The sequence below is a fragment of the Mesorhizobium sp. B2-4-12 genome (genome assembly GCF_006441575.1).
In the GTDB taxonomy this organism is placed as follows: Bacteria; Pseudomonadota; Alphaproteobacteria; order Rhizobiales; family Rhizobiaceae; genus Mesorhizobium.
Map to the genome: position 1 here is coordinate 64,043 of NZ_VFVC01000001.1, position 17,900 is coordinate 81,942.

At 64.6% G+C, this 17,900-nt stretch carries 16 protein-coding genes; 9 read left to right on the plus strand and 7 right to left on the minus strand.

Annotated features, from left to right (window positions below):
- Nucleotides 1–2: 2 nt before the first annotated feature.
- From FJ934_RS00350 to FJ934_RS28200, 4 genes are all read left to right on the plus strand, one after another.
- Nucleotides 3–1,172: a benzoate/H(+) symporter BenE family transporter gene (locus FJ934_RS00350; RefSeq protein WP_140606845.1), complete on the plus strand. Its 1,170-nt coding sequence runs from the start codon at nucleotides 3–5 to the stop codon at nucleotides 1,170–1,172.
- A 90-nt stretch (nucleotides 1,173–1,262) separates the two neighbouring features.
- Nucleotides 1,263–1,745 carry a DUF2852 domain-containing protein gene (locus tag FJ934_RS00355; RefSeq protein WP_140606673.1) on the plus strand — a complete coding sequence of 161 codons (483 nt, stop codon included), beginning with the start codon at nucleotides 1,263–1,265 and terminating at the stop codon, nucleotides 1,743–1,745.
- 98 nt (nucleotides 1,746–1,843) lie between these two features.
- On the plus strand, nucleotides 1,844–2,602 hold the full coding sequence (locus FJ934_RS00360; protein WP_140606674.1) for a M48 family metallopeptidase: 759 nt from the start codon (nucleotides 1,844–1,846) through the stop codon (nucleotides 2,600–2,602).
- A 399-nt stretch (nucleotides 2,603–3,001) separates the two neighbouring features.
- Complete coding sequence (locus FJ934_RS28200) at nucleotides 3,002–3,304, plus strand: hypothetical protein (protein WP_210241942.1); 303 nt, start codon at nucleotides 3,002–3,004, stop codon at nucleotides 3,302–3,304.
- 372 nt (nucleotides 3,305–3,676) lie between these two features.
- Here FJ934_RS28200 and FJ934_RS00370 read toward each other — a convergent pair whose 3' ends face one another.
- Entirely contained in the window at nucleotides 3,677–3,904 is a 228-nt protein-coding gene (locus FJ934_RS00370; protein ID WP_140606675.1) for a hypothetical protein, read from the minus strand.
- A 127-nt stretch (nucleotides 3,905–4,031) separates the two neighbouring features.
- Here FJ934_RS00370 and FJ934_RS00375 point away from each other — a divergent pair, with 127 nt between their 5' ends.
- From FJ934_RS00375 to FJ934_RS00395, 5 genes are all read left to right on the plus strand, one after another.
- Entirely contained in the window at nucleotides 4,032–4,691 is a 660-nt protein-coding gene (locus FJ934_RS00375; protein WP_140606676.1) for a phosphoribosylanthranilate isomerase, read from the plus strand.
- An 85-nt stretch (nucleotides 4,692–4,776) separates the two neighbouring features.
- On the plus strand, nucleotides 4,777–6,027 hold the full coding sequence (trpB, locus tag FJ934_RS00380) for a tryptophan synthase subunit beta (protein WP_140606677.1): 1,251 nt from the start codon (nucleotides 4,777–4,779) through the stop codon (nucleotides 6,025–6,027).
- 2 nt (nucleotides 6,028–6,029) lie between these two features.
- A complete protein-coding gene (trpA, locus tag FJ934_RS00385; RefSeq protein WP_140606678.1) occupies nucleotides 6,030–6,869 on the plus strand; it encodes a tryptophan synthase subunit alpha in 840 nt (279 codons plus the stop codon).
- 101 nt (nucleotides 6,870–6,970) lie between these two features.
- A complete protein-coding gene (gene accD, locus FJ934_RS00390; protein ID WP_140606679.1) occupies nucleotides 6,971–7,897 on the plus strand; it encodes an acetyl-CoA carboxylase, carboxyltransferase subunit beta in 927 nt (308 codons plus the stop codon).
- A 120-nt stretch (nucleotides 7,898–8,017) separates the two neighbouring features.
- Entirely contained in the window at nucleotides 8,018–9,343 is a 1,326-nt protein-coding gene (locus tag FJ934_RS00395; RefSeq protein WP_140606680.1) for a folylpolyglutamate synthase/dihydrofolate synthase family protein, read from the plus strand.
- Here the strand turns inward: FJ934_RS00395 and FJ934_RS00400 are convergent.
- The 6 genes from FJ934_RS00400 to FJ934_RS00425 all read right to left on the minus strand — a co-directional run bounded on the left by FJ934_RS00400 (nucleotide 9,295) and on the right by FJ934_RS00425 (nucleotide 17,881).
- A complete protein-coding gene (locus FJ934_RS00400) occupies nucleotides 9,295–9,594 on the minus strand; it encodes a type II toxin-antitoxin system VapB family antitoxin (RefSeq protein ID WP_246671407.1) in 300 nt (99 codons plus the stop codon). The genes FJ934_RS00395 and FJ934_RS00400 overlap by 49 nt on opposite strands.
- 129 nt (nucleotides 9,595–9,723) lie before the next feature.
- On the minus strand, nucleotides 9,724–10,005 hold the full coding sequence (locus FJ934_RS00405) for a cupin domain-containing protein (RefSeq protein WP_140606681.1): 282 nt from the start codon (nucleotides 10,003–10,005) through the stop codon (nucleotides 9,724–9,726).
- Between the two features lie 132 nt (nucleotides 10,006–10,137).
- Nucleotides 10,138–10,464, minus strand: a complete 327-nt coding sequence (gene trxA / locus FJ934_RS00410) for a thioredoxin (protein WP_140606682.1) — start codon at nucleotides 10,462–10,464, stop codon at nucleotides 10,138–10,140.
- A 78-nt stretch (nucleotides 10,465–10,542) separates the two neighbouring features.
- Complete coding sequence (gene addA / locus FJ934_RS00415) at nucleotides 10,543–14,049, minus strand: double-strand break repair helicase AddA (protein WP_140606683.1); 3,507 nt, start codon at nucleotides 14,047–14,049, stop codon at nucleotides 10,543–10,545.
- Nucleotides 14,046–17,180, minus strand: a complete 3,135-nt coding sequence (gene addB, locus FJ934_RS00420; RefSeq protein ID WP_140606684.1) for a double-strand break repair protein AddB — start codon at nucleotides 17,178–17,180, stop codon at nucleotides 14,046–14,048. The genes addA and addB overlap by 4 nt, the downstream gene beginning before the upstream one ends.
- Nucleotides 17,177–17,881, minus strand: a complete 705-nt coding sequence (locus FJ934_RS00425) for a nucleotidyltransferase family protein (RefSeq protein ID WP_246671398.1) — start codon at nucleotides 17,879–17,881, stop codon at nucleotides 17,177–17,179. Before FJ934_RS00425 ends, addB begins: the two co-directional genes overlap by 4 nt.
- Nucleotides 17,882–17,900: the final 19 nt, after the last annotated feature.

Genomic DNA, 17,900 nt, shown 5'->3' on the forward strand with positions numbered 1-17,900 from the left:
CGATGCGCCTTTCCATCCCGGTCTCCGCCTTTGTCGCGGCAATCGTCGGCTTCGGCGGCACGCTGGCCATCGTCATTGCCGCCGCCAAGGCGGTCGGCGCGACGCAGGTTCAGACGGCGAGCTGGGTGACGACCATTTGCCTCGCCATGGCGATCGAAAGCCTGTGGCTGTCGTGGCGCACGAAAATGCCTGTGATCACCGCCTGGTCGACGCCAGGCCTGGCGCTAATGGCGGCATCGAGCGGCTTTTCGATCGGCGAGGCCGTCGCCGCCTTCATCGTCGCCGGCATCCTGTTGATCGCCACCGGCCTGTTCCGGCCGTTGACGCAGCTGATCTCCAGGATACCGCCCTCGGTCGCTTCCGGAATGTTGGCCGGCATCGTCGTCACCTTCGCCCTCAACGCGGTCAAGACTATTCCGGTGGATCCGTGGCTGATCCTGCCGTTGATCGCGGCCTTTTTCATCATCCGCCTGTTCAACCCGGCGCTGTCGGTTCTGGCGGTGCTGATCGGCGGCGGACTAGGTGCTTTTCTCACTGGCCGTGTCGGCGGCCTGCCCACCCCAGAGCTGTCCACACTGACGCTGATCGCGCCTGATTTCACCGTCAAGGCGATGATAGGTCTGGCACTGCCGCTCTACCTTGTCACCATGGCCTCGCAGAACCTGTCGGGTCTCGCCGTGCTGCGCGCCGCCGGCTACCATCCCGAACCCGGTCCGCTGATCGGCGTCACCGGTCTGTTTTCGCTTCTGTCGGCGCCGTTCGGCGGTTCGACCACCAATCTGGCCGCGATCTCGGCGGCGATCTGCACCGGGCCGGATGTCCATCCCGACCCCGCTGAGCGCTGGAAGACCGGCCCGTTCTACGCGCTTGCCTATCTCATCTTCGCGATTTTTGGCGCGTCGCTGGTGGCGATCTTCGCCGTCCTGCCGCAAAGCCTGATCGTGTTGGTGGCGGGTCTCGCGCTGATGGCCTCGCTCGCCAACGCGCTGGCGATCGCGCTCAAGGATGAGGGCGAGCGCATGGCCGCCACCGTCACCTTTGCCGTCACCGCTTCCGGGCTGACATTGTTTGGCGTCGGTGCTGCTTTCTGGGGGCTGATCGCCGGGCTGACCGTGCTTTTCCTCGATATGCTCAAAAAGCGACAATCATTTCAGAAGCTTGTCCGGTTTTAGCGGACATTGTCTTGAATCGCTGTTTTTGCCTTCCCATTTCGATTCCACGCAGCCGGTCCTGGCTGTCTCCAACCGAAGGAATGGGAGAAAATGAACACATCTGCATTGATCCGCCCGGCCTGGACGCCGGCAACCATCGCGTTGATGGTGATCGGCTTCATGGTGTTCTGGCCGCTCGGCTTCGCCATGCTCGCCTACATCATCTGGGGCGACCGGCTTGAAGGCTTCAAGCGTGACGTCAACCGCGCGACCGACGGCATCTTCGCCGGTTGCCGCCGCGGCTCCGACAAGGCCGCGCGCTGGGGCAATGGCTCCGCCCGCACCGGCAATGTCGCCTTCGACGACTGGCGCGAAAAGGAGCTTGAGCGCCTCGCCGAGGAACGCCGCAAGCTCGACGACATGCTGACCGAGTTCGACGATTATGCCCGCGAATTGCGTCGTGCCAAGGATCAGGACGAGTTCGATCGCTTCATGGCGAACCGCAACAAGTCGACTGCTCCGACCAAGGCCGACCCGAGCGCCGGAACGTCGACCGCCAAGCGTGGCAAGGGCTCGAACCTGCTCGACGACTGAAGCCGCGCGACAGGCTGAGGTATGATGACGGCGTCGCGCAAGCGGCGCCGTTTCTTTTTTGTTCTATTCGTTTTTCCCGAATCGCGTATCGTCCCGCCATGACCCTCGGATTCTTTCGCAATCTGACAAAGCCTAAGCCGACGCCCGTCGTCGAGCGTGAATATTGCGTCGCCGGCCGCACATTGCCGCTCAAGATCGTCGAGAGTGCCAGGGCGCGACGTCTGACGCTGCGCATCGATTCCGGTGGCCAGGGCCTGCGCATCACCGTTCCGCCTGGCCTGCGCCGTGGCGAGGTGGAGCGGTTCCTCGACCGCCATCAGGACTGGCTGGAGCAGCGGCTGGCCAAGGTGCCGACGCGGCCTCAGGTACGGCCCGGCATCAAGATCCCAGTTCGGGGCGTGCCGCACCGCATCGTCCATGAACCGTCAAAGCGCGGCACCGTCACCGTGTCGCGCGACGAGCGCGGCCCGCTGCTGATCGTGCATGGCGAGCGTGTGCACCTCCCGCGCCGTATCGCCGATTTCTTGAAGCGCGAGGCCAAGAAGGAGATCGAAAAGCTAGTGGTCAGGCACACCGAGGCGCTTGGCAAGCGCGCCAAGGCGATCCGCTACAAGGATACGTCAAGCCGCTGGGGTTCCTGCACCTCGGAAGGCAATCTGTCCTTCTCCTGGCGTATCATGATGGCGCCGCCACCAGTCATAAACTACCTCGTCGCGCACGAGGTGGCGCATCTGAAAGAGATGAACCACGGCCCGAAATTCTGGAAACTATGCGAAAAACTTTGCCCCGATACTGACCGTTGCAAGGATTGGCTGAAGCGCAATGGCGGCGCCCTGCAGGCGATCGTGTTCGAATAGGGCGCTAGCGCAAGCGTTCGGGATTGGCGAACCCATCTCAATTTCGTCACCCTAGGGCGAAGCAAGGAGCGAAGCGACGCGGCGCAGACCCTAGGATCCATGCCGCGACGCTGATGCTTATGCTCCAGCGGTGCAGGAAACGGAGCGCACCCGGTTCCAGGAAAGAGCTCAAACCACTCAGGTTGGCCTTTCGATTAACTCGATCTTCCATTGCCGCAGCCAGCGCCGGAATTTAGCCCGTTTTACATAGAGTTTGACGAGGGTTTCGGGGACAATAATTTGGCGGAGGCAATGCGCGACTTGATTTTCGTGACATGAAGTTTGCCTGCGCCTGCGGCTAACTTACGGGATCGATCCGCATAAGGAAAGTTGGCGCTCGCTCATGAAGGGAGGATTGTTTTGAAATTGATCCTGACGGCGATGGAACCGAACCTAGCTGACGCCTGGGCGAAGGAATTTCGCGGCGTAGCCAATGTGCAAATTCATAGGGGGTCTATTTTCGACGTTGAGGCGGACGCGCTTGTCAGCCCCGCCAACAGCTATGGCTTTATGGATGGTGGCATTGATGCTCAGTACTCTCGCGTTTTGGCTGGGATCTCCAGCTTCGACTGCGCCGAGTCATTGTCGACTATCACTATGGGGAGCTCCTGGTTGGAGCCGCGGAAATCGTCTCGACGGGAAATCACAACCATCCCTATCTAATCGCAGCACCGACCATGCGGGTGCCGATGGTGCTCGATCAAAACACCGTCAACCCGTTCCTCGCCACCCGGGCGACCTTGCTACTGGTCCGGCATGGGACGTTCCATACCGAGGCCCTTTCCGGGGCGAAGGTGCGGGAGCATGTCCGGACGATTGCCTTCCCCGGGATGGGAACCGGCGTTGGCCGCGTTCCCGCCGCGCGGTGTGCCAGGCAGATGCGGGCAGCATTCGACCAGGCGCGGCAAGAATCAATCGTTTTGCCCTCCAGTTGGGCCGAGGCTAGTGAGGAACACCAGCTTCTTTACACGGATCGGCCCCGCGGATTGCAGTAGTTCGAGTTTCGCAAGCTTACCCACACCGATATGGACGGCCTCAATCGTCATTCGCCGCATTGAGCTCCTCCGGCCTCAGCCCCTCATTTCCATGATGCGGCCAGGGCAGGAAATTGCGGTCGAAGGCGTCGCTGCCGAAATACTCCAGCGCGCGGTGTGCTTCGGCGCCGTTGAAGGCGGCCTTGTCCATCAGGTGGGCAATGACCTCACGCGCTTGCGCGATCTTCTGCTTCAGTTCGGCAACGGTTGGGTCGGTTGTATCGCTCATGGTTGTTCTCCCGCCCGGCATGCTGTTCATCAACGTGCCCTCCATCAATAGGTAGCGCCTTTGGCCTTGCCGGCAAACAGCATGCTTTTTCTCGACTCTCATCGCTTTTCGTGCCAATTCCCGCGCCATGGCGCTCGACATCAAGATCTGCGGTTTGAAGACCGACCAGGCTATGGCCGCGGCCCTGGCCGGCGGCGCCAGCCATGTCGGCTTTATTTTCTTCGCTAGAAGCCCTCGCTATGTCGGGCCGGCTGAAGCCGGCCGCCTGCGCGAAACGGCGCGCGGCAAGGCTTTGGCGGTCGCCGTCACGGTCGATGCCAGCGACGCCTTCCTGGACGAGATCGTCACGGCGATGCAGCCCGACATGCTGCAGTTGCACGGCTCGGAAACACCCGGACGGGTGGCCGAACTGAAGGCCCGCCATGGCTTGCCGGTGATCAAGGCGTTGCCGCTCAGCGAGGCCGCCGACCTCGGCCGCATAGGGCCGTTCATCGGCGTTGCCGACCGCTTGCTGTTCGATGCCAAACCGCCGAAAGGCTCCGAACTGCCGGGCGGCAATGGTGTGGCCTTCGACTGGCGCATTCTCGCCGGCCTTGACGCCGGCGTCGATTACATGCTTTCCGGTGGGCTCAACGCCGCCAATATCGGCGATGCCCTTCGGCTTGCAAACCCGCCCGGAATAGACATTTCGTCGGGCGTGGAAAGCGCGCCGGGCGTCAAGGATCCGGGGCTGATCGAACAGTTTTTCCGGGCCGTCCGGGCAGCACGCGACGACCGCGCCGCCTGACCGGCTCAAACCAGAGCATGTCCCGGAAAAGTGGAACCCGGTTTTCCGACAAGGACATGCTCAACAAGATGCCAGGAGATCGGCGATGAACAAGCCGGCGACACCAAATTCCTTCCGCACCGGACCCGACGAGCAGGGCATGTTCGGCATTTTCGGCGGCCGTTTCGTCGCCGAAACGCTGATGCCGCTGATCCTCGATCTGGAAAAGAACTGGAACGAGGTCAAGAACGATCCGGATTTCAGAGCCGAGCTGACCGATCTTTCGACCCACTATGCCGGGCGGCCGTCGAAGCTCTATTTCGCGGAAGGGCTGACCAAGCATCTTCGTGAGATTTCTTCGGCGAAGGGCCTCGGGGGCGGCGCCAAGGTCTATTTCAAGCGTGAGGACCTGAATCATACCGGTTCGCACAAGATCAACAACTGCCTCGGCCAGATCCTGCTCGCCAAGCGCATGGGCAAGAAGCGCATCATCGCCGAAACCGGCGCCGGCCAGCATGGCGTGGCGTCGGCCACCGTCGCGGCCCGCTTCGGCTTTCCCTGCGTGGTCTATATGGGCGCCACCGACGTTGCCCGCCAAAGCCCCAATGTCTTCCGCATGAAGCTGCTCGGCGCCGAAGTGCGGCCGGTCACTGCTGGCCACGGCACGCTCAAGGACGCCATGAACGAAGCCTTGCGCGACTGGGTGACCAATGTCGAGGACACCTATTACCTGATCGGCACCGCGGCGGGCCCGCATCCCTATCCGGAGCTGGTGCGCGACTTCCAGTCGGTGATCGGTTCGGAGGCGCGCGCGCAAATCCTCGAACAGGAAGGCCGGCTGCCGGACACCATCATCGCCGCTGTCGGCGGCGGCTCCAACGCCATCGGCCTGTTCCACCCCTTCCTGGATGACAAGGATGTGCGCATCATCGGTATCGAGGCCGGCGGTCGCGGTCTCGACGGCATCGAGCATTGCGCCTCGATGAATGCCGGTTCGCCCGGAGTGCTGCACGGCAACCGCACCTATCTCCTGCAGAACGCGGATGGCCAGATCATGGATGGGCATTCGATCTCGGCCGGATTGGATTATCCCGGCGTCGGGCCGGAGCATTCGTGGCTGCGCGATTCCGGCCGCGTCGAATATGTGCCGATCCTCGATGACGAGGCGCTGGAAGCCTTCAAGTTGACCACGCGCGTCGAAGGCATCATTCCGGCGCTGGAATCCGCGCACGCCATCGCGCATGCGGTGAAGATCGTGCCTGCCATGGGCAAGGACCAGATCGTCATCGTCAACCTTTCGGGCCGTGGCGACAAGGACGTGCACACGGTGGCCTCGATGCTGGGCATGGAGATCTGATCATGACGACCCGCATCGACCGCCGCATGGCGAAGCTGAAGACCGAAGGCCGCCCGGCGCTCGTCACCTATTTCATGGGCGGCGACCCGGACTACGACACCTCGCTGTCGATCATGAAGGCGCTGCCCACGGCCGGCGCCGACATCATCGAGCTCGGCATGCCGTTTTCCGATCCGATGGCCGACGGCCCAGCGATCCAGGCGGCGGGCCTGCGCGCGCTGAAAGGCGGCCAGACGTTGGTCAAGACCCTGAAGATGGCGGCAGAGTTCCGAGCAGGCGACAATGAAACGCCGATCGTGCTGATGGGTTACTACAACCCGATCTACATCTACGGCGTCGACCGTTTCCTGAAAGACGCGCTGGCCAGCGGCATCGACGGGCTGATCGTCGTCGACCTGCCGCCCGAGATGGACGAGGAACTCTGCATTCCGGCGCTGAAGGCGGGCATCAACTTCATCCGCCTGGCGACGCCGACCACCGACGACAAGCGGCTGCCCAAGGTGCTGCAGAACACATCCGGCTTCGTCTACTACGTCTCCATGACCGGCATCACCGGCTCGGCGCTGGCTGATACCGGCAAGGTGGCGTCGGCGGTGAAGCGCATCAAGAGCCATACCGACCTGCCGGTCTGCGTCGGCTTTGGCGTCAAGACCGCCGAGCAGGCGCGCGTGATCGGCGCCAATGCCGATGGCGTCGTCGTCGGCACCGCGATTGTCAATGCGGTCGCCAATGTGCTGGGGCCGAAGGGTGAAAAGACCGCCGATCCGGCCGAGGCCGTCGCCACGCTGGTCAGCGGCCTTGCACAAGGCGTGCGTTCGGCCCGCCTTGCTGCCGCCGAATAGTTCTCCTACCTCTGGTTTCGTGCATGCCGATATCCCAAAACCGGTTCCCACTTCTGGGCGGCATGCATTAACAACTCTTCGTCAGGACAGGAGCCGAAGCGATGAACTGGATCACCAATTACGTTCGCCCGAAGATCAATTCGATGCTCGGCCGGCGCACCGACATGCCCGAGAATCTCTGGATCAAGGATCCCGAGACCGGCGAGATGGTGTTCCACAAGGATCTGGAATCCAACCAGTTCGTCATCCCGTCCTCCGGCCATCATATGAAGATCTCGGCCAAGGAGCGGCTGAAATACTTCCTCGACGACGGCAAGTACGAGACCCTCGAGAACCCGAAGGTCGTGCAGGATCCGCTGAAGTTCCGCGATGAGAAGCGCTACACCGACCGGCTGAAGGACGCCAAGGCCAAGACCGGCCTGGAAGACGCGATCGTCAACGCGCTGGGCACCATCGACGGCCTGCCGGTGGTGGTGACGGTGCAGGATTTCGCCTTCATGGGCGGTTCGCTCGGCATGGCGGCGGGCGATGCCATCGTGCACGCTTTCGAGGTCGCCCTGCAGCGCAAGCGGCCGCTGGTCCTGTTCGCCGCTTCCGGCGGCGCCCGCATGCAGGAAGGCATCCTGTCGCTGATGCAATTGCCGCGCACCACGGTCGGCGTCGACCGGCTCAAGGAAGCCGGTCTTCCCTATATCGTCGTGCTGACCAATCCGACCACCGGCGGCGTCACCGCCTCCTACGCCATGCTGGGCGATGTGCACATCGCCGAGCCCGGCGCGTTGATCGGCTTTGCCGGGCCGCGCGTCATCGAGCAGACCATTCGTGAGAAACTGCCGGACGGCTTCCAGCGCTCCGAATATCTGATGGAGCACGGCATGGTCGACATGGTGGTGTCGCGGCTTGAGCTGCGCGAGACGATCGCACGATTGTTGAAGATGCTGCTCAAGATGCCGGAGGCTGAAAAGCCGCTGGAACCGGAAATCTTGCCGCCAGCCGTGGTTGCCGGCGAATCCAGGCCGCAGGCCTGACGCGACACCAGCCACCGCGAACAATGATTGCGTCATGTCCATGGCGCGCTGTAGCCTTTTGATTGCCATGGCTATTCCGGGATTGATTCTGGTTCTCGGGCCATGCGCCAGGATTCTGTCATGACGACGCTCGCCGCCGACCGCGAAATCGAAGCCCTCATGGCGCTTCACCCGAAAGGCTTCGACCTTTCGCTCGAACGCATCACGCGGCTCTTGGAGCGGCTGGGCAATCCGCAGGACTTGCTGCCGCCGGTCATCCATATCGCCGGCACCAACGGCAAGGGCTCCTGCGCGGCCTTCTCACGGGCATTGCTGGAGGCTTCCGGGCGTCTCGTGCACGTGCACACGTCGCCGCATCTGGTGAACTGGCACGAGCGCTACCGGCTTGCCGCCGAAGGCGGTGGCAGGCTGGTCGACGATGATGTCTTCGCCGAGGCCATTGCCCGCGTCGCCAAGGCCAATGAAGGCCAGAAGATTACCGTCTTCGAAATCCTCACCGCCGTCACCTTCATCCTGTTTTCGGAACATCCCGCCGAAGCCGCCATCATCGAGGTCGGTCTCGGCGGCCGCTTCGATGCCACCAATGTCATCGCCAGGCCGGCCGTGTCGGTGATCATGCCGGTCTCGATGGACCACGAGGCCTATCTCGGCGACCGTGTCGAACTGATCGCGGCTGAAAAGGCCGGCATCATGAAACGCGGCTGCCCCGTGGTGATCGGCGCGCAGGAAAGCGAAACGGCGCTGCAGGTGTTGATCGAAACCGCCGAGCGGCTGGAATGCCCGACCTTCGTCTACGGCCAGGATTTCCTGGCCTTCGAGGAAAATGGCCGCATGGTCTACCAGGACGAGGACGGCCTGATGGACCTGCCGTCGCCGCGGCTGCCGGGTCGTCACCAGTTCGCCAATGCGGCCGCGGCGATCGCCGCGATCAAGGCGGCTGGCTTCGAGATCAGCCATCGCGCCGCCGAAAAAGCGATGACCAGTGTCGCCTGGCCCGGCCGCATGCAGAAGCTGATGCAAGGCCGGCTGGCGGAGCTCGCGCCAAAGGGCGCCGACATCTGGCTCGACGGCGGCCACAATCCGGGCGCCGGGGTGGTTGTCGCCGAAGCCTTGGCCGAGCAGGAAGAAAAGAACCCGCGCCCGCTCTTCCTCATCTCGGGCATGATCAACACCAAGGACCAGAGTGGCTATTTCCGCGCCTTCAAAGGCCTGGTCCGGCATGTCTACACCGTGCCGGTGAGCATGAGCGACGCCGGCGTGCCGAACGACGAACTGGCGATCCGCGCCACGGAAGCCGGGTTGTCGGCAGAGCCGGTCAGTTCCGTCGCCAGCGCGCTGATGCTGCTGCGCGACACCTGGGACGGCCCGCCGCCGCGCATCCTGATCGGCGGCTCGCTCTATCTGGCCGGCGCGGTGCTGGCCGAAAACGGCACGCCGCCGACCTGAGTGCTGTCTCCTGAACGGCTTCGTCGCCCGTGGCCTTCGCGGATGACTTTCTCCAGATCAATGTCGGCGCCGCTGCTTGCAGTCAGGCGGGCATAGAAGGTGGATGCGGGTTCTCGGCCCGCTTCCCGTATCTCGTAGGCTTCGAGCGCGCGTTCGACCACGTCGGCTATAGAGCGATTCTCGCGACGGGCAAGGCGATGAGCCAGATCGCGTGCTTTTGCACTGCGGACTGAGAGCTGTGATTCGGCCATTTCAAACTCCGGTTTGAAAGAGATATGTGCCAATCCGCTCCAGCCATCAAGACGGCTGCTGATGGCATGCGCATCCGTGCGCATGGGATTTCCAGATTTCCCATGTGCAATCAGCCGTCGAGACGCCGGTTACTTCAGCTCGATCTCGATAAAGGCGTATTCGCCCTCATTGGCGTTGATGACGTCGTGCTCGACGCCTTCCTTGCGGAAATAGGGCGCGCCCTTCTTCATCTCGGCGAAGGATTCACCGTCCTTGGTCAATAGTTTCACCTTGCCGTCCATCAGCGGCACGACGACATAGTCGTGGCCATGGCGGTGCCAACCGGTGTTGTCACCGGGCTGGAAGCGGTATTCGGTGACGATGACGCGCTCATTGTCGATGAAGACGGTGGCCTTGGCGGATCCGGTCATTTTTCTCTCCCTGCTTCTGCTCACAACAGAAGACATGGAAAGCCCTTGTGTGAGGGCCAGAGCAGTTCACCGATGACGCCAACAAAAAAGCCCGGCGCGAGGCCGGGCTTATCGATCCGGTTTTTAAGAACCTCAGGCGAGGTTGCCGTTGATCCAGTGCGACAGCGCGGTCTTGGGCGCGGCACCGACCTTCATGTCGGCCACTTCGCCGCCCTTGAAGATCATCAGTGTCGGGATCGAGCGCACGCCGAATTGCGCGGCAAGCTCGGGATTCTCGTCAATGTTCAGCTTGGCGACCTTCACCTTGCTGCCGAGTTCGACTGCGATGTCTTCGAGCGCCGGCGCGATCATCTTGCACGGGCCGCACCATTCCGCCCAGAAATCGACCACGACCGGCTCCTTGGCGTTGAGCACATCGGCCTGGAAATTGCTCTTGTCGACCTTGACGGTGGCACCCATGCGGAAAAATCCTTTCGAGAGTTCTTTGTCGCACCCAAATGTGGTGGTTGTCGCGCCCTTCTTCAAGCAGGTCTTGTGTCACGCTCCCGTGAGTCGGGCAAGGTCGTCATCCATGGACCGGGCCGGCAGTTCGATCAGCCTTGGCGCTTCGGTAAACAGGAGGGCCGCCTTGACCTCCCGCCCGGGATAAAGCGGCTGCAGCAGGGCGCGATAGAGCGCGAGCTGCAGCAGATAGGCCGGCGGGACTTCGGCGAGAGAGGCGGGTGCGGGCCGGTTGGTCTTGTAGTCGACGATCGAGACCGTGTCCGCGGTGACCGCCAAACGGTCGATCTTGCCGGAAATGGAGCGCTTTTTTCCCCTTACCTCCAGACTGCCCATGATTGCGACCTCGGCTCGAGAGGAGGGCGCGAACAGCTGACCGAGGCTAGGATCGGCAAGTATGGCAATAACCGATGCCAGGGCTTTTTCCCGCTCTGACGAGGGCCAGCCTGCACCGACGCGCGCCAGGTAGCGCTCGGCCGCGCCCTTGCGTCCGTCCTCGGCCATGCCAGGCAACATCTGCAGCAGCTTGTGCAGCGCGAGCCCGCGCAGCACGGCAAAACCGGGCTCGGCGTCGCCGTCCAGCACCGGCGAAGCCTTGTCGACGACGGCTTCCTTGCCCTCATCGATCAGCGCCGAGGCGCCCGACGGGGACAGGGGACGCGGCAGGTCCTCGAAGGGCGGCAAGGCACGGAACAAGGTCGATGGCAACGGGCCGAACGCATCGGCCTGCCGCGCCTGCTCACCGGAGCTCGTCGCGACCGGTGGCAGATTGGTGACATGAAAACGATGCACCGGCTCGCCGCTGGCGGGATGCGCACGCTGTTCGCTTTCGGGCGCGCCGGTCAGCGCGCGGCTAACGATCGAATGCCAGGTGCCGGCATTCGGTGCCCGCTTGCCGTGATAGCCACAGACGATCAGCCGGTCCTCGGCGCGGGTCATGCCGACATAGAGCAACCGGCGATACTCGTCGTCGGCGAGCTCTCGGGCGCGAGCGGCGGCCGTTTTCGAAAAGCCGTTGGCGACATCGCTGGCCGACCGCCAGAGATAGCCCTTGCCGGGCCAATGTCGGCCTGAGCCGTCGAAAGGCATCAGGCGCGGCAAATGCTGGTCGCTGAACGGGGCGGAGCCGCCATCGACCAGGAACACGACCGGCGCTTCCAGGCCCTTGGCCGCATGCACAGTCATGACGCGGACCTCGTCGCGGGTCTGGTCCATCTCGCGCTTGATCTCGGGCCCGGCATTCTCGAGCGTCGACAGGAAGGCCTCCAGCCCTGGCAGGCCAGTCCGCTCCTCGGCAAGACAGAAACTCAGGAACTCGTCGAGAATATCGCCGGCTTCCGGCCCGAGCCGGGCGATCATCTTCCGGCGCACGCCATCGCGTGCCAGCAGGCCGGCATAGAACTCGAACACCGGTTTGAAGGCCGCCTCGTTGGCCCAGATGTCGAGCTGTTCGACGACCGCTGCGAGGGCGTCGCTTTCGCCGGCGTGCTGGCGCAGCGACGCGGCCAGTGAGAGGCCGGGCGGCCTCTGTGCGGCGAGCGTGAAAAGCGCCTCCTCCGGCAGGTCGAAGACCGGGCTGCGCAGGATTGCGGCCAGCGACAAATCGTCCTGCGGCTGGATCAGGAGATGGCCGAGCGCGATCAGGTCCTTGACCGCGATATGGCCGGGCAGGCTCAGCCGGTCGGCGCCAGCAACCGGAATGTCGCGGCGTTTGAGCGCCCGCGTCAGGGCGTGGACGAAACTGTCGCGCTTGCGCACCAGCACCAGCACGTCGCCGGGCCGCAGCCGCTTGCCGCGGCCTTCGATGATCTCGCCGCTGCCGATCCAGCCGGCGATGGTGGCCGCGACATTCTCGGCAACGCGCACCGCGGGGGCATGGGCATGGTCGATAGCCTGCGTCCAGTCGTCGGGCTCGTCGACGATATCGGCGCCGATCGACGGCCACACCTCGACATAGCCCGGCGCATCGGTGCGGATGGCCTTGTGGCTCAGCGGATCGGGATCGTGGCTGATGCCGCGCCGAACGACAGGATCGGCAAAGACGCGGTCGACGGCGGCCAGCACGTCATCGGTCGAACGGAACGACCAGGTCAGCTTGAGGTCGGCGAACGCCGCTTCGGCGTCGCGCACCCGGCCGGCGAACAACAACCGGCTATCGGCGAAGGAGTCGGGCGCCGCACCCTGGAAGGAATAGATCGACTGCTTCTCGTCGCCGACGGCAAACACAGTGCGGTGGATCCTGTCGCGCGCTCCGAAGCCGGCAAAGAATTCCTCGGCCAGCCGCTTCACCACCTCCCACTGGTCAGGACTGGTGTCCTGCGCCTCGTCGAGCAGGATGTGGTCTATGCCTTGATCGAGCTTGTACTGCACCCACGGACCGGCATCGGGCCGCGCCAACAGGTTGACCGTGCGGGTGATCAGGTCGTTGAAGTCGAGAAAGCCGCGCCCACGCTTCAGCACTTCATAGCGGGCGATCAGCCAGTCGGCGATGGTGAGCGCCGCGCGCGTGCCTTCCAGCATCCGGAACAGCGCCAGCCGGTCGACGGTTTCGATGATGGCGCCCGACGCCGAGCGATATCGATCGGCGAGGTCCGGCAACAGATCGGTCAGCGCTTTCTTGAAGGCATTTGCCGGATCGTAGGGCGCGCCATCGGTCTTGAGGAAGGCTCTGGCAAGCAATTGCAGCCGGCGAATCGGATCGCTCTCGGCGAAGGCCTGGCGCGCATAGGGCAGGATGTTGTTCAGCACCGATCTGGCGTCGGTGGATTCGGCGGCCTGGACAAAGCCGGCAAAATAGTCGGGCAGGAAGCCCGGCAGCGGCCACACCGAGGCCGCTATGCCCTCGGCGGTCTGGCCGGGGCGGAAATGGAATTCATCGAACAAGGGCTGGAAGCCATCAAGCCCGACCGCATCGAGGAAAGGCCGCAGCCCGTCACGCTTGCGCACGATCTCGCCGAGCAGGGCATCGAGGCCGGCTTCACCGCCGCGTTCCAGCACGGTGGCGAAGGCGTCGGCCAGGTCCCTGTCGCCGGCGGCCGAAATCATCTCGCGGCGCGCGGTGGCGAAAAGCGATGCCTCCATCTGGCTGTCGAGCATTTCGAAATGGGCGGGGATATTGGCTTCCAGCGGGAACTGGTGGAGCACGGATTCGCAGAAGGCGTGGATGGTCTGGATTTTCAGTCCGCCGGGGGTTTCCAATGCCTCGGCGAACAGGCGGCGCGCGCGGCGCATCGTGTCGCGGTCGGGCCGGCGCCCTTCGAGCGCCTCGATCTTCACGGCCAGCTCGGCGTCGCCGAGCGCCGTCCAGTCCGACAGCGTGGAAAAGACCCGGTTCGACATGTTGGCGGCGGCGGCGCGCGTATAGGTCAGGCACAGGATCTTCGACGGATCGGTGCCATTGAGCAGCAGCCGGATGACGCGTTGGGCCAGCACATGGGTCTTGCCCGATCCCGCATTGGCCGACACCCAGGCGGAATTACCGGGATCGGCGGCGCGAGCCTGGCTTGAAGCGGTGTCGCTCGGGATGGGATAGGCCTTCTTCATGCCTCCCCTCCTTCATCACCCGCATCGCCGCCGGCCGACCATTCGAGCACGCGAGCGAGATGGTCGTAGTCGCCATCCGTCTCGCCTTCGCGAAACGGCAGCGCGCGCGACAGATAGCCGGTCTCCGGTTTGGCATAATGGATCAGCAGTTTCTCCAGCCGCGCCCAAGCCTCTTCGGCGAGGTCGGTCGCGCTCCGCGGCTGACGGTTGTGTTCGAGTATGGACTCCTCGAAGACCTCGCCATTGGGCTTCAGCCGCACGAAGGCCAGCTGCGAGGGCTCGCGCGCGCCCAGATCCTTGAAGGCGCCGCGCCTGAGCAGCGCGCCCTCCAGCGCCAGTTGCGGGGCCAGCAGCATATGCGCCTGCGCCTTTGATGGCGAGGAGCCGGTCTTGTAATCCAGTATGTCGGCCATGCCACCGGCCAGCAGATCGATACGGTCGGCGTAGCCGGACAGTGTCACGCCGGACTGGTCGACGATGGTCTTGCCGGCTCGCTCCTCGGCATGGCGCCGGACCACCGCATCGGCGCGCGTGCGCTCCCACTCGATGATGTTGGCGGCGAGCTTCTCGAAGCGCGGCCACCACACCGCCTCGACATCGGCCGGAAGGGCAGCCTCGGCAAAACAGGCGCGGCCGGCGGCGATGAGGCCGGCGAGCGCGTCTGGCGCCCGTGGATCGGCCACGCGCGACGAGAACAGATGCAGGATGGCATGGAACAGTGTACCGCGTTCGGCAGCACCAGGGTCGCGGATGAGCGGATCGAGCGGCATCAGGCCGAGTATCCGCCTTGCATAGACGGCATAGGGATCGCGGCGCAGGGTTTCGATCTCGGTGACCGAGAAATGGCTTGGGCGCACCGGCAGCGGCGGCTTCGGCTGCGGTCGCGGCGCGAAATCCAGCTTCGGGCCGGTATCGAGTGCGCGCGCCCAGGCGAGCAACTCGTCGCCGCGCCGGCGCAGTGTTGCCGCCTGGTCGTTGCCGATGAAGGTCAGCAGCCGCTGCAGCCAGCGCGATGGCACGGCGGGCGCGTCGCCGGCGCGGGCCGAGCGCGCCAGCACCACTTTCTTAGCGCCCATGGCCATCTGGAAATCATGCGCGGCGAGGCCGATGCGCCGTTCGGGCGGCTCGAGATCGATGCCGGTTTTCATCAGCCGCGACATGAAGCGGTCGCTCTCGGGTTTGCGCGGCCAAACGCCTTCATTGAGGCCGCCGATGACCATCGTGTCGACATCCTGCAGCCGCGCTTCGAGCGCGCCCCAGATCGCGATGTTCCTGTCGGTACCCTGCGCCGGCTTGACCGTCTCGGGCGCGATCAGCGCGTCCATGACATCGGGCCATTCGCTCGCGACGAACGACAGCGACGCCGAAGCCGACACAAGCCCGCGCAGCAGCTCGGCAAGCTTGTCGCCGGCATCGCCGGCGTAGAGGTCTCCAAGACCGCCATCGGCGGAGCGGCCGAGAGCCTCGAGGGCCACCACGCTGGCTTTGACCAGCGCCGCAAGATCGGCATCCGGCTGGCCGCGAAAGGCCGAAAGCGGCGCCAGCGCCTGCGCCAGCCGTGCGAGGAGGGTTCGTGCATCCTCGATGGAGCGCACGGTGAGACGGGCAAACCAGAAGGGCGGCCGGCTGTCATCGCCGAGGCCTGTGAGGCGGGCCTCGAACAAGTCCGGCAGCAAGGCAATGTCGGGGCGGCCCGTGCCGCCGCGCAGCGCCACCAGTTCGACCAGTTCCGCCGCATGGCGCACAGTAGCGCGTTCGAGACCGAGGCCGAGCAGCGGATGCTTGAGCAACGACAGCAGGCCGACCGGGTCCCCCGGCCGGAATACCGCCTCAAGCGTCAGCCGGAGCAGGCTGGCCGCGGGCGTGTTGGCGAGCGGCGTGCCGCCGGAATCGTCGGCGACGACGCCGAAGCGTTTGAGCTCGACCGAGACGCGCCGCGCCAGCGCGCGATCGCCGGTGACGAGAGCCGCCCTCTGGCCCGGCGCCTCGACCGCGTGCTTGAGCGCAACGGCGATGGCAATGGCTTCGTCGCGTTCGCTGGCCGCTTCGAGCAGCGTCACATCGGCAAAGGCGCCGGCAATCTCGGTTGCCGAAAACCTGTTGCGGGTCTCGGCCCACAATTCGGTGGTCTCGGCCGGCCGCAGCGCCTCGCCGACGAGGGCGGCGCGAAGCGCAAGCTGCGGCTCGGCCGTGCCGATCTCCTCGACATCCGAGCGCAGCATGCCGATCTTGCCGATCAGCCTGGCCAGGCCATATTGCGGATGGCCAAGCACGGCCGGGCGCGCGCCACGGGCGACAAGCGCCTGGAAGGACGCTTCGTCCAGCGTCCGGTCGAGCCCGGGCAGCACGATGGCGCCGCCCGGCAAGCCAGCTATCGCGGCAAGCAATTCGGCCGTGGCGGGTATCGAGCCGGTGGACCCAGCGGCGATGACCGGCCCGGCCGGCGGATTGCGCCGCAGCCGCGCTGCCTCGGTGCGGATCAGCGCGCTGCGGTGCGCGGCCGGATTGGAGCGGTCGCTCTCTTTAAGAAATTTCGGCCAGGCATCGGTGACGATGCCGAGAAATTCGAGCGTCACCTGCCACCATCCGGCAAGGTTGCCGGTCACCAGATCGGCGAGCTTGCTCCAGTCGGTGCCTTCCGTCTCGATCTCGTCCATCAATGCAGCGAGATCGCGCGCCAGCCAGATCGCATCGGCGGTCGAGGCCGGGATGACGATTTCCTCGGCGAAGAGGGCCGCGACATGAGCGGGCAGCCTGCGTTTCCATGCCCGCACAAGCGGCGTCAGCAGCAACAGGCGCTCGGTAGCGGCGATCGGTGGCGCAAGATCGATTGCAGCCGACGGCTCGGCGTCGAACGCGGCCTCGTCCTCGTCGAACTCGCCGAGCGGACGGATGACCGGCAGGATCGCCGAACCGCCACCACCGCGTGCCTTCAAGCTGTCGACGAAGACACCACGCAAAGCCCGCGCGGCGCGGCGCGTCGGCACATAGATGGTGACATCGGCCAAGGCGAGCGGATCGCCACCGAAACGGAACCCCGGAATCAGCCGGCCGGCAAGCAGCGCCTCGGCCAGCGTCGGCAGAAACGGCGCTCCAGGGGGGATCGAGAAAACGCGGCTTGGGCCGCTCATTGCGGCTCGGTTAGCGCGCCCGCGACCGCCGTTTCGGCCAGCGCGATGGCATCGGGTGTGCCGACGGTGATCCAGCGGCCCTGCATCGGCATGCCGAACAGGCGGTGGGCGGCAATGGCCTTGTCGAAATAGGCGTTGAGCGAATGCGGTTCGGCGGGTGCGTCCTTGAGCAGGCGCGGATGGATGATCGCGGCGCCGGCATAGATCAGGCCTGCCGGATCGCCTTTTGAACGCCGCAAGGCACCATCCGGCGCCACCAGGAAATCGGTGCTGCCACAGTGTCCTGTCGCCTGATGGTGGTCCGCCAGCATCAGCAGAATATCCATTTTCGCCGCGTCCCATGCAAGGGCGAGCCGGCCGAGATTGAGCGGGCCGTGGTCGATCCAGAAGGTGTCGGCGTTGAGGATGTAGAAGGGATTTTGTCCCAATTCCGGCAATGCCTTGACGATACCGCCGGCTGAATCGAGCAGCCGTTCGCTCTCATCGGAGATGATGATCCGTGGCGCGCGACGCGCGGCGACATGGGCGACGATCTGCTCGGGAAGATAATGGACGTTGACCACGGCCTTGGCGACGCCGGCGGCGGCCAGGCTGTCGAGGCCCCAATCAAGCAGCGTCTTGCCGGCGATCCTGACCAGCGGCTTGGGGATCGTGTCGGTGATCGGCCGCATGCGCTTGCCGAGCCCTGCGGCAAGGACCATGGCAGTATCCGGTGTTGCT

What these genes read in the sequence shown, in the direction of transcription:
- FJ934_RS00350 (WP_140606845.1), top strand. Translation starts at nt 3, where the DNA reads ATGCGCCTTTCCATCCCGGTCTCCGCCTTTGTCGCGGCAATCGTCGGC.
- FJ934_RS00355 (WP_140606673.1), top strand. Translation starts at nt 1,263, where the DNA reads ATGAACACATCTGCATTGATCCGCCCGGCCTGGACGCCGGCAACCATC.
- FJ934_RS00360 (WP_140606674.1), top strand. Translation starts at nt 1,844, where the DNA reads ATGACCCTCGGATTCTTTCGCAATCTGACAAAGCCTAAGCCGACGCCC.
- FJ934_RS00370 (WP_140606675.1), bottom strand. Translation starts at nt 3,904, where the DNA reads ATGAGCGATACAACCGACCCAACCGTTGCCGAACTGAAGCAGAAGATC.
- FJ934_RS00375 (WP_140606676.1), top strand. Translation starts at nt 4,032, where the DNA reads ATGGCGCTCGACATCAAGATCTGCGGTTTGAAGACCGACCAGGCTATG.
- trpB (WP_140606677.1), top strand. Translation starts at nt 4,777, where the DNA reads ATGAACAAGCCGGCGACACCAAATTCCTTCCGCACCGGACCCGACGAG.
- trpA (WP_140606678.1), top strand. Translation starts at nt 6,030, where the DNA reads ATGACGACCCGCATCGACCGCCGCATGGCGAAGCTGAAGACCGAAGGC.
- accD (WP_140606679.1), top strand. Translation starts at nt 6,971, where the DNA reads ATGAACTGGATCACCAATTACGTTCGCCCGAAGATCAATTCGATGCTC.
- FJ934_RS00395 (WP_140606680.1), top strand. Translation starts at nt 8,018, where the DNA reads ATGACGACGCTCGCCGCCGACCGCGAAATCGAAGCCCTCATGGCGCTT.
- FJ934_RS00400 (WP_246671407.1), bottom strand. Translation starts at nt 9,594, where the DNA reads ATGGCCGAATCACAGCTCTCAGTCCGCAGTGCAAAAGCACGCGATCTG.
- FJ934_RS00405 (WP_140606681.1), bottom strand. Translation starts at nt 10,005, where the DNA reads ATGACCGGATCCGCCAAGGCCACCGTCTTCATCGACAATGAGCGCGTC.
- trxA (WP_140606682.1), bottom strand. Translation starts at nt 10,464, where the DNA reads ATGGGTGCCACCGTCAAGGTCGACAAGAGCAATTTCCAGGCCGATGTG.
- addA (WP_140606683.1), bottom strand. Translation starts at nt 14,049, where the DNA reads ATGAAGAAGGCCTATCCCATCCCGAGCGACACCGCTTCAAGCCAGGCT.
- addB (WP_140606684.1), bottom strand. Translation starts at nt 17,180, where the DNA reads ATGAGCGGCCCAAGCCGCGTTTTCTCGATCCCCCCTGGAGCGCCGTTT.
- FJ934_RS00425 (WP_246671398.1), bottom strand. Translation starts at nt 17,881, where the DNA reads ATGGTCCTTGCCGCAGGGCTCGGCAAGCGCATGCGGCCGATCACCGAC.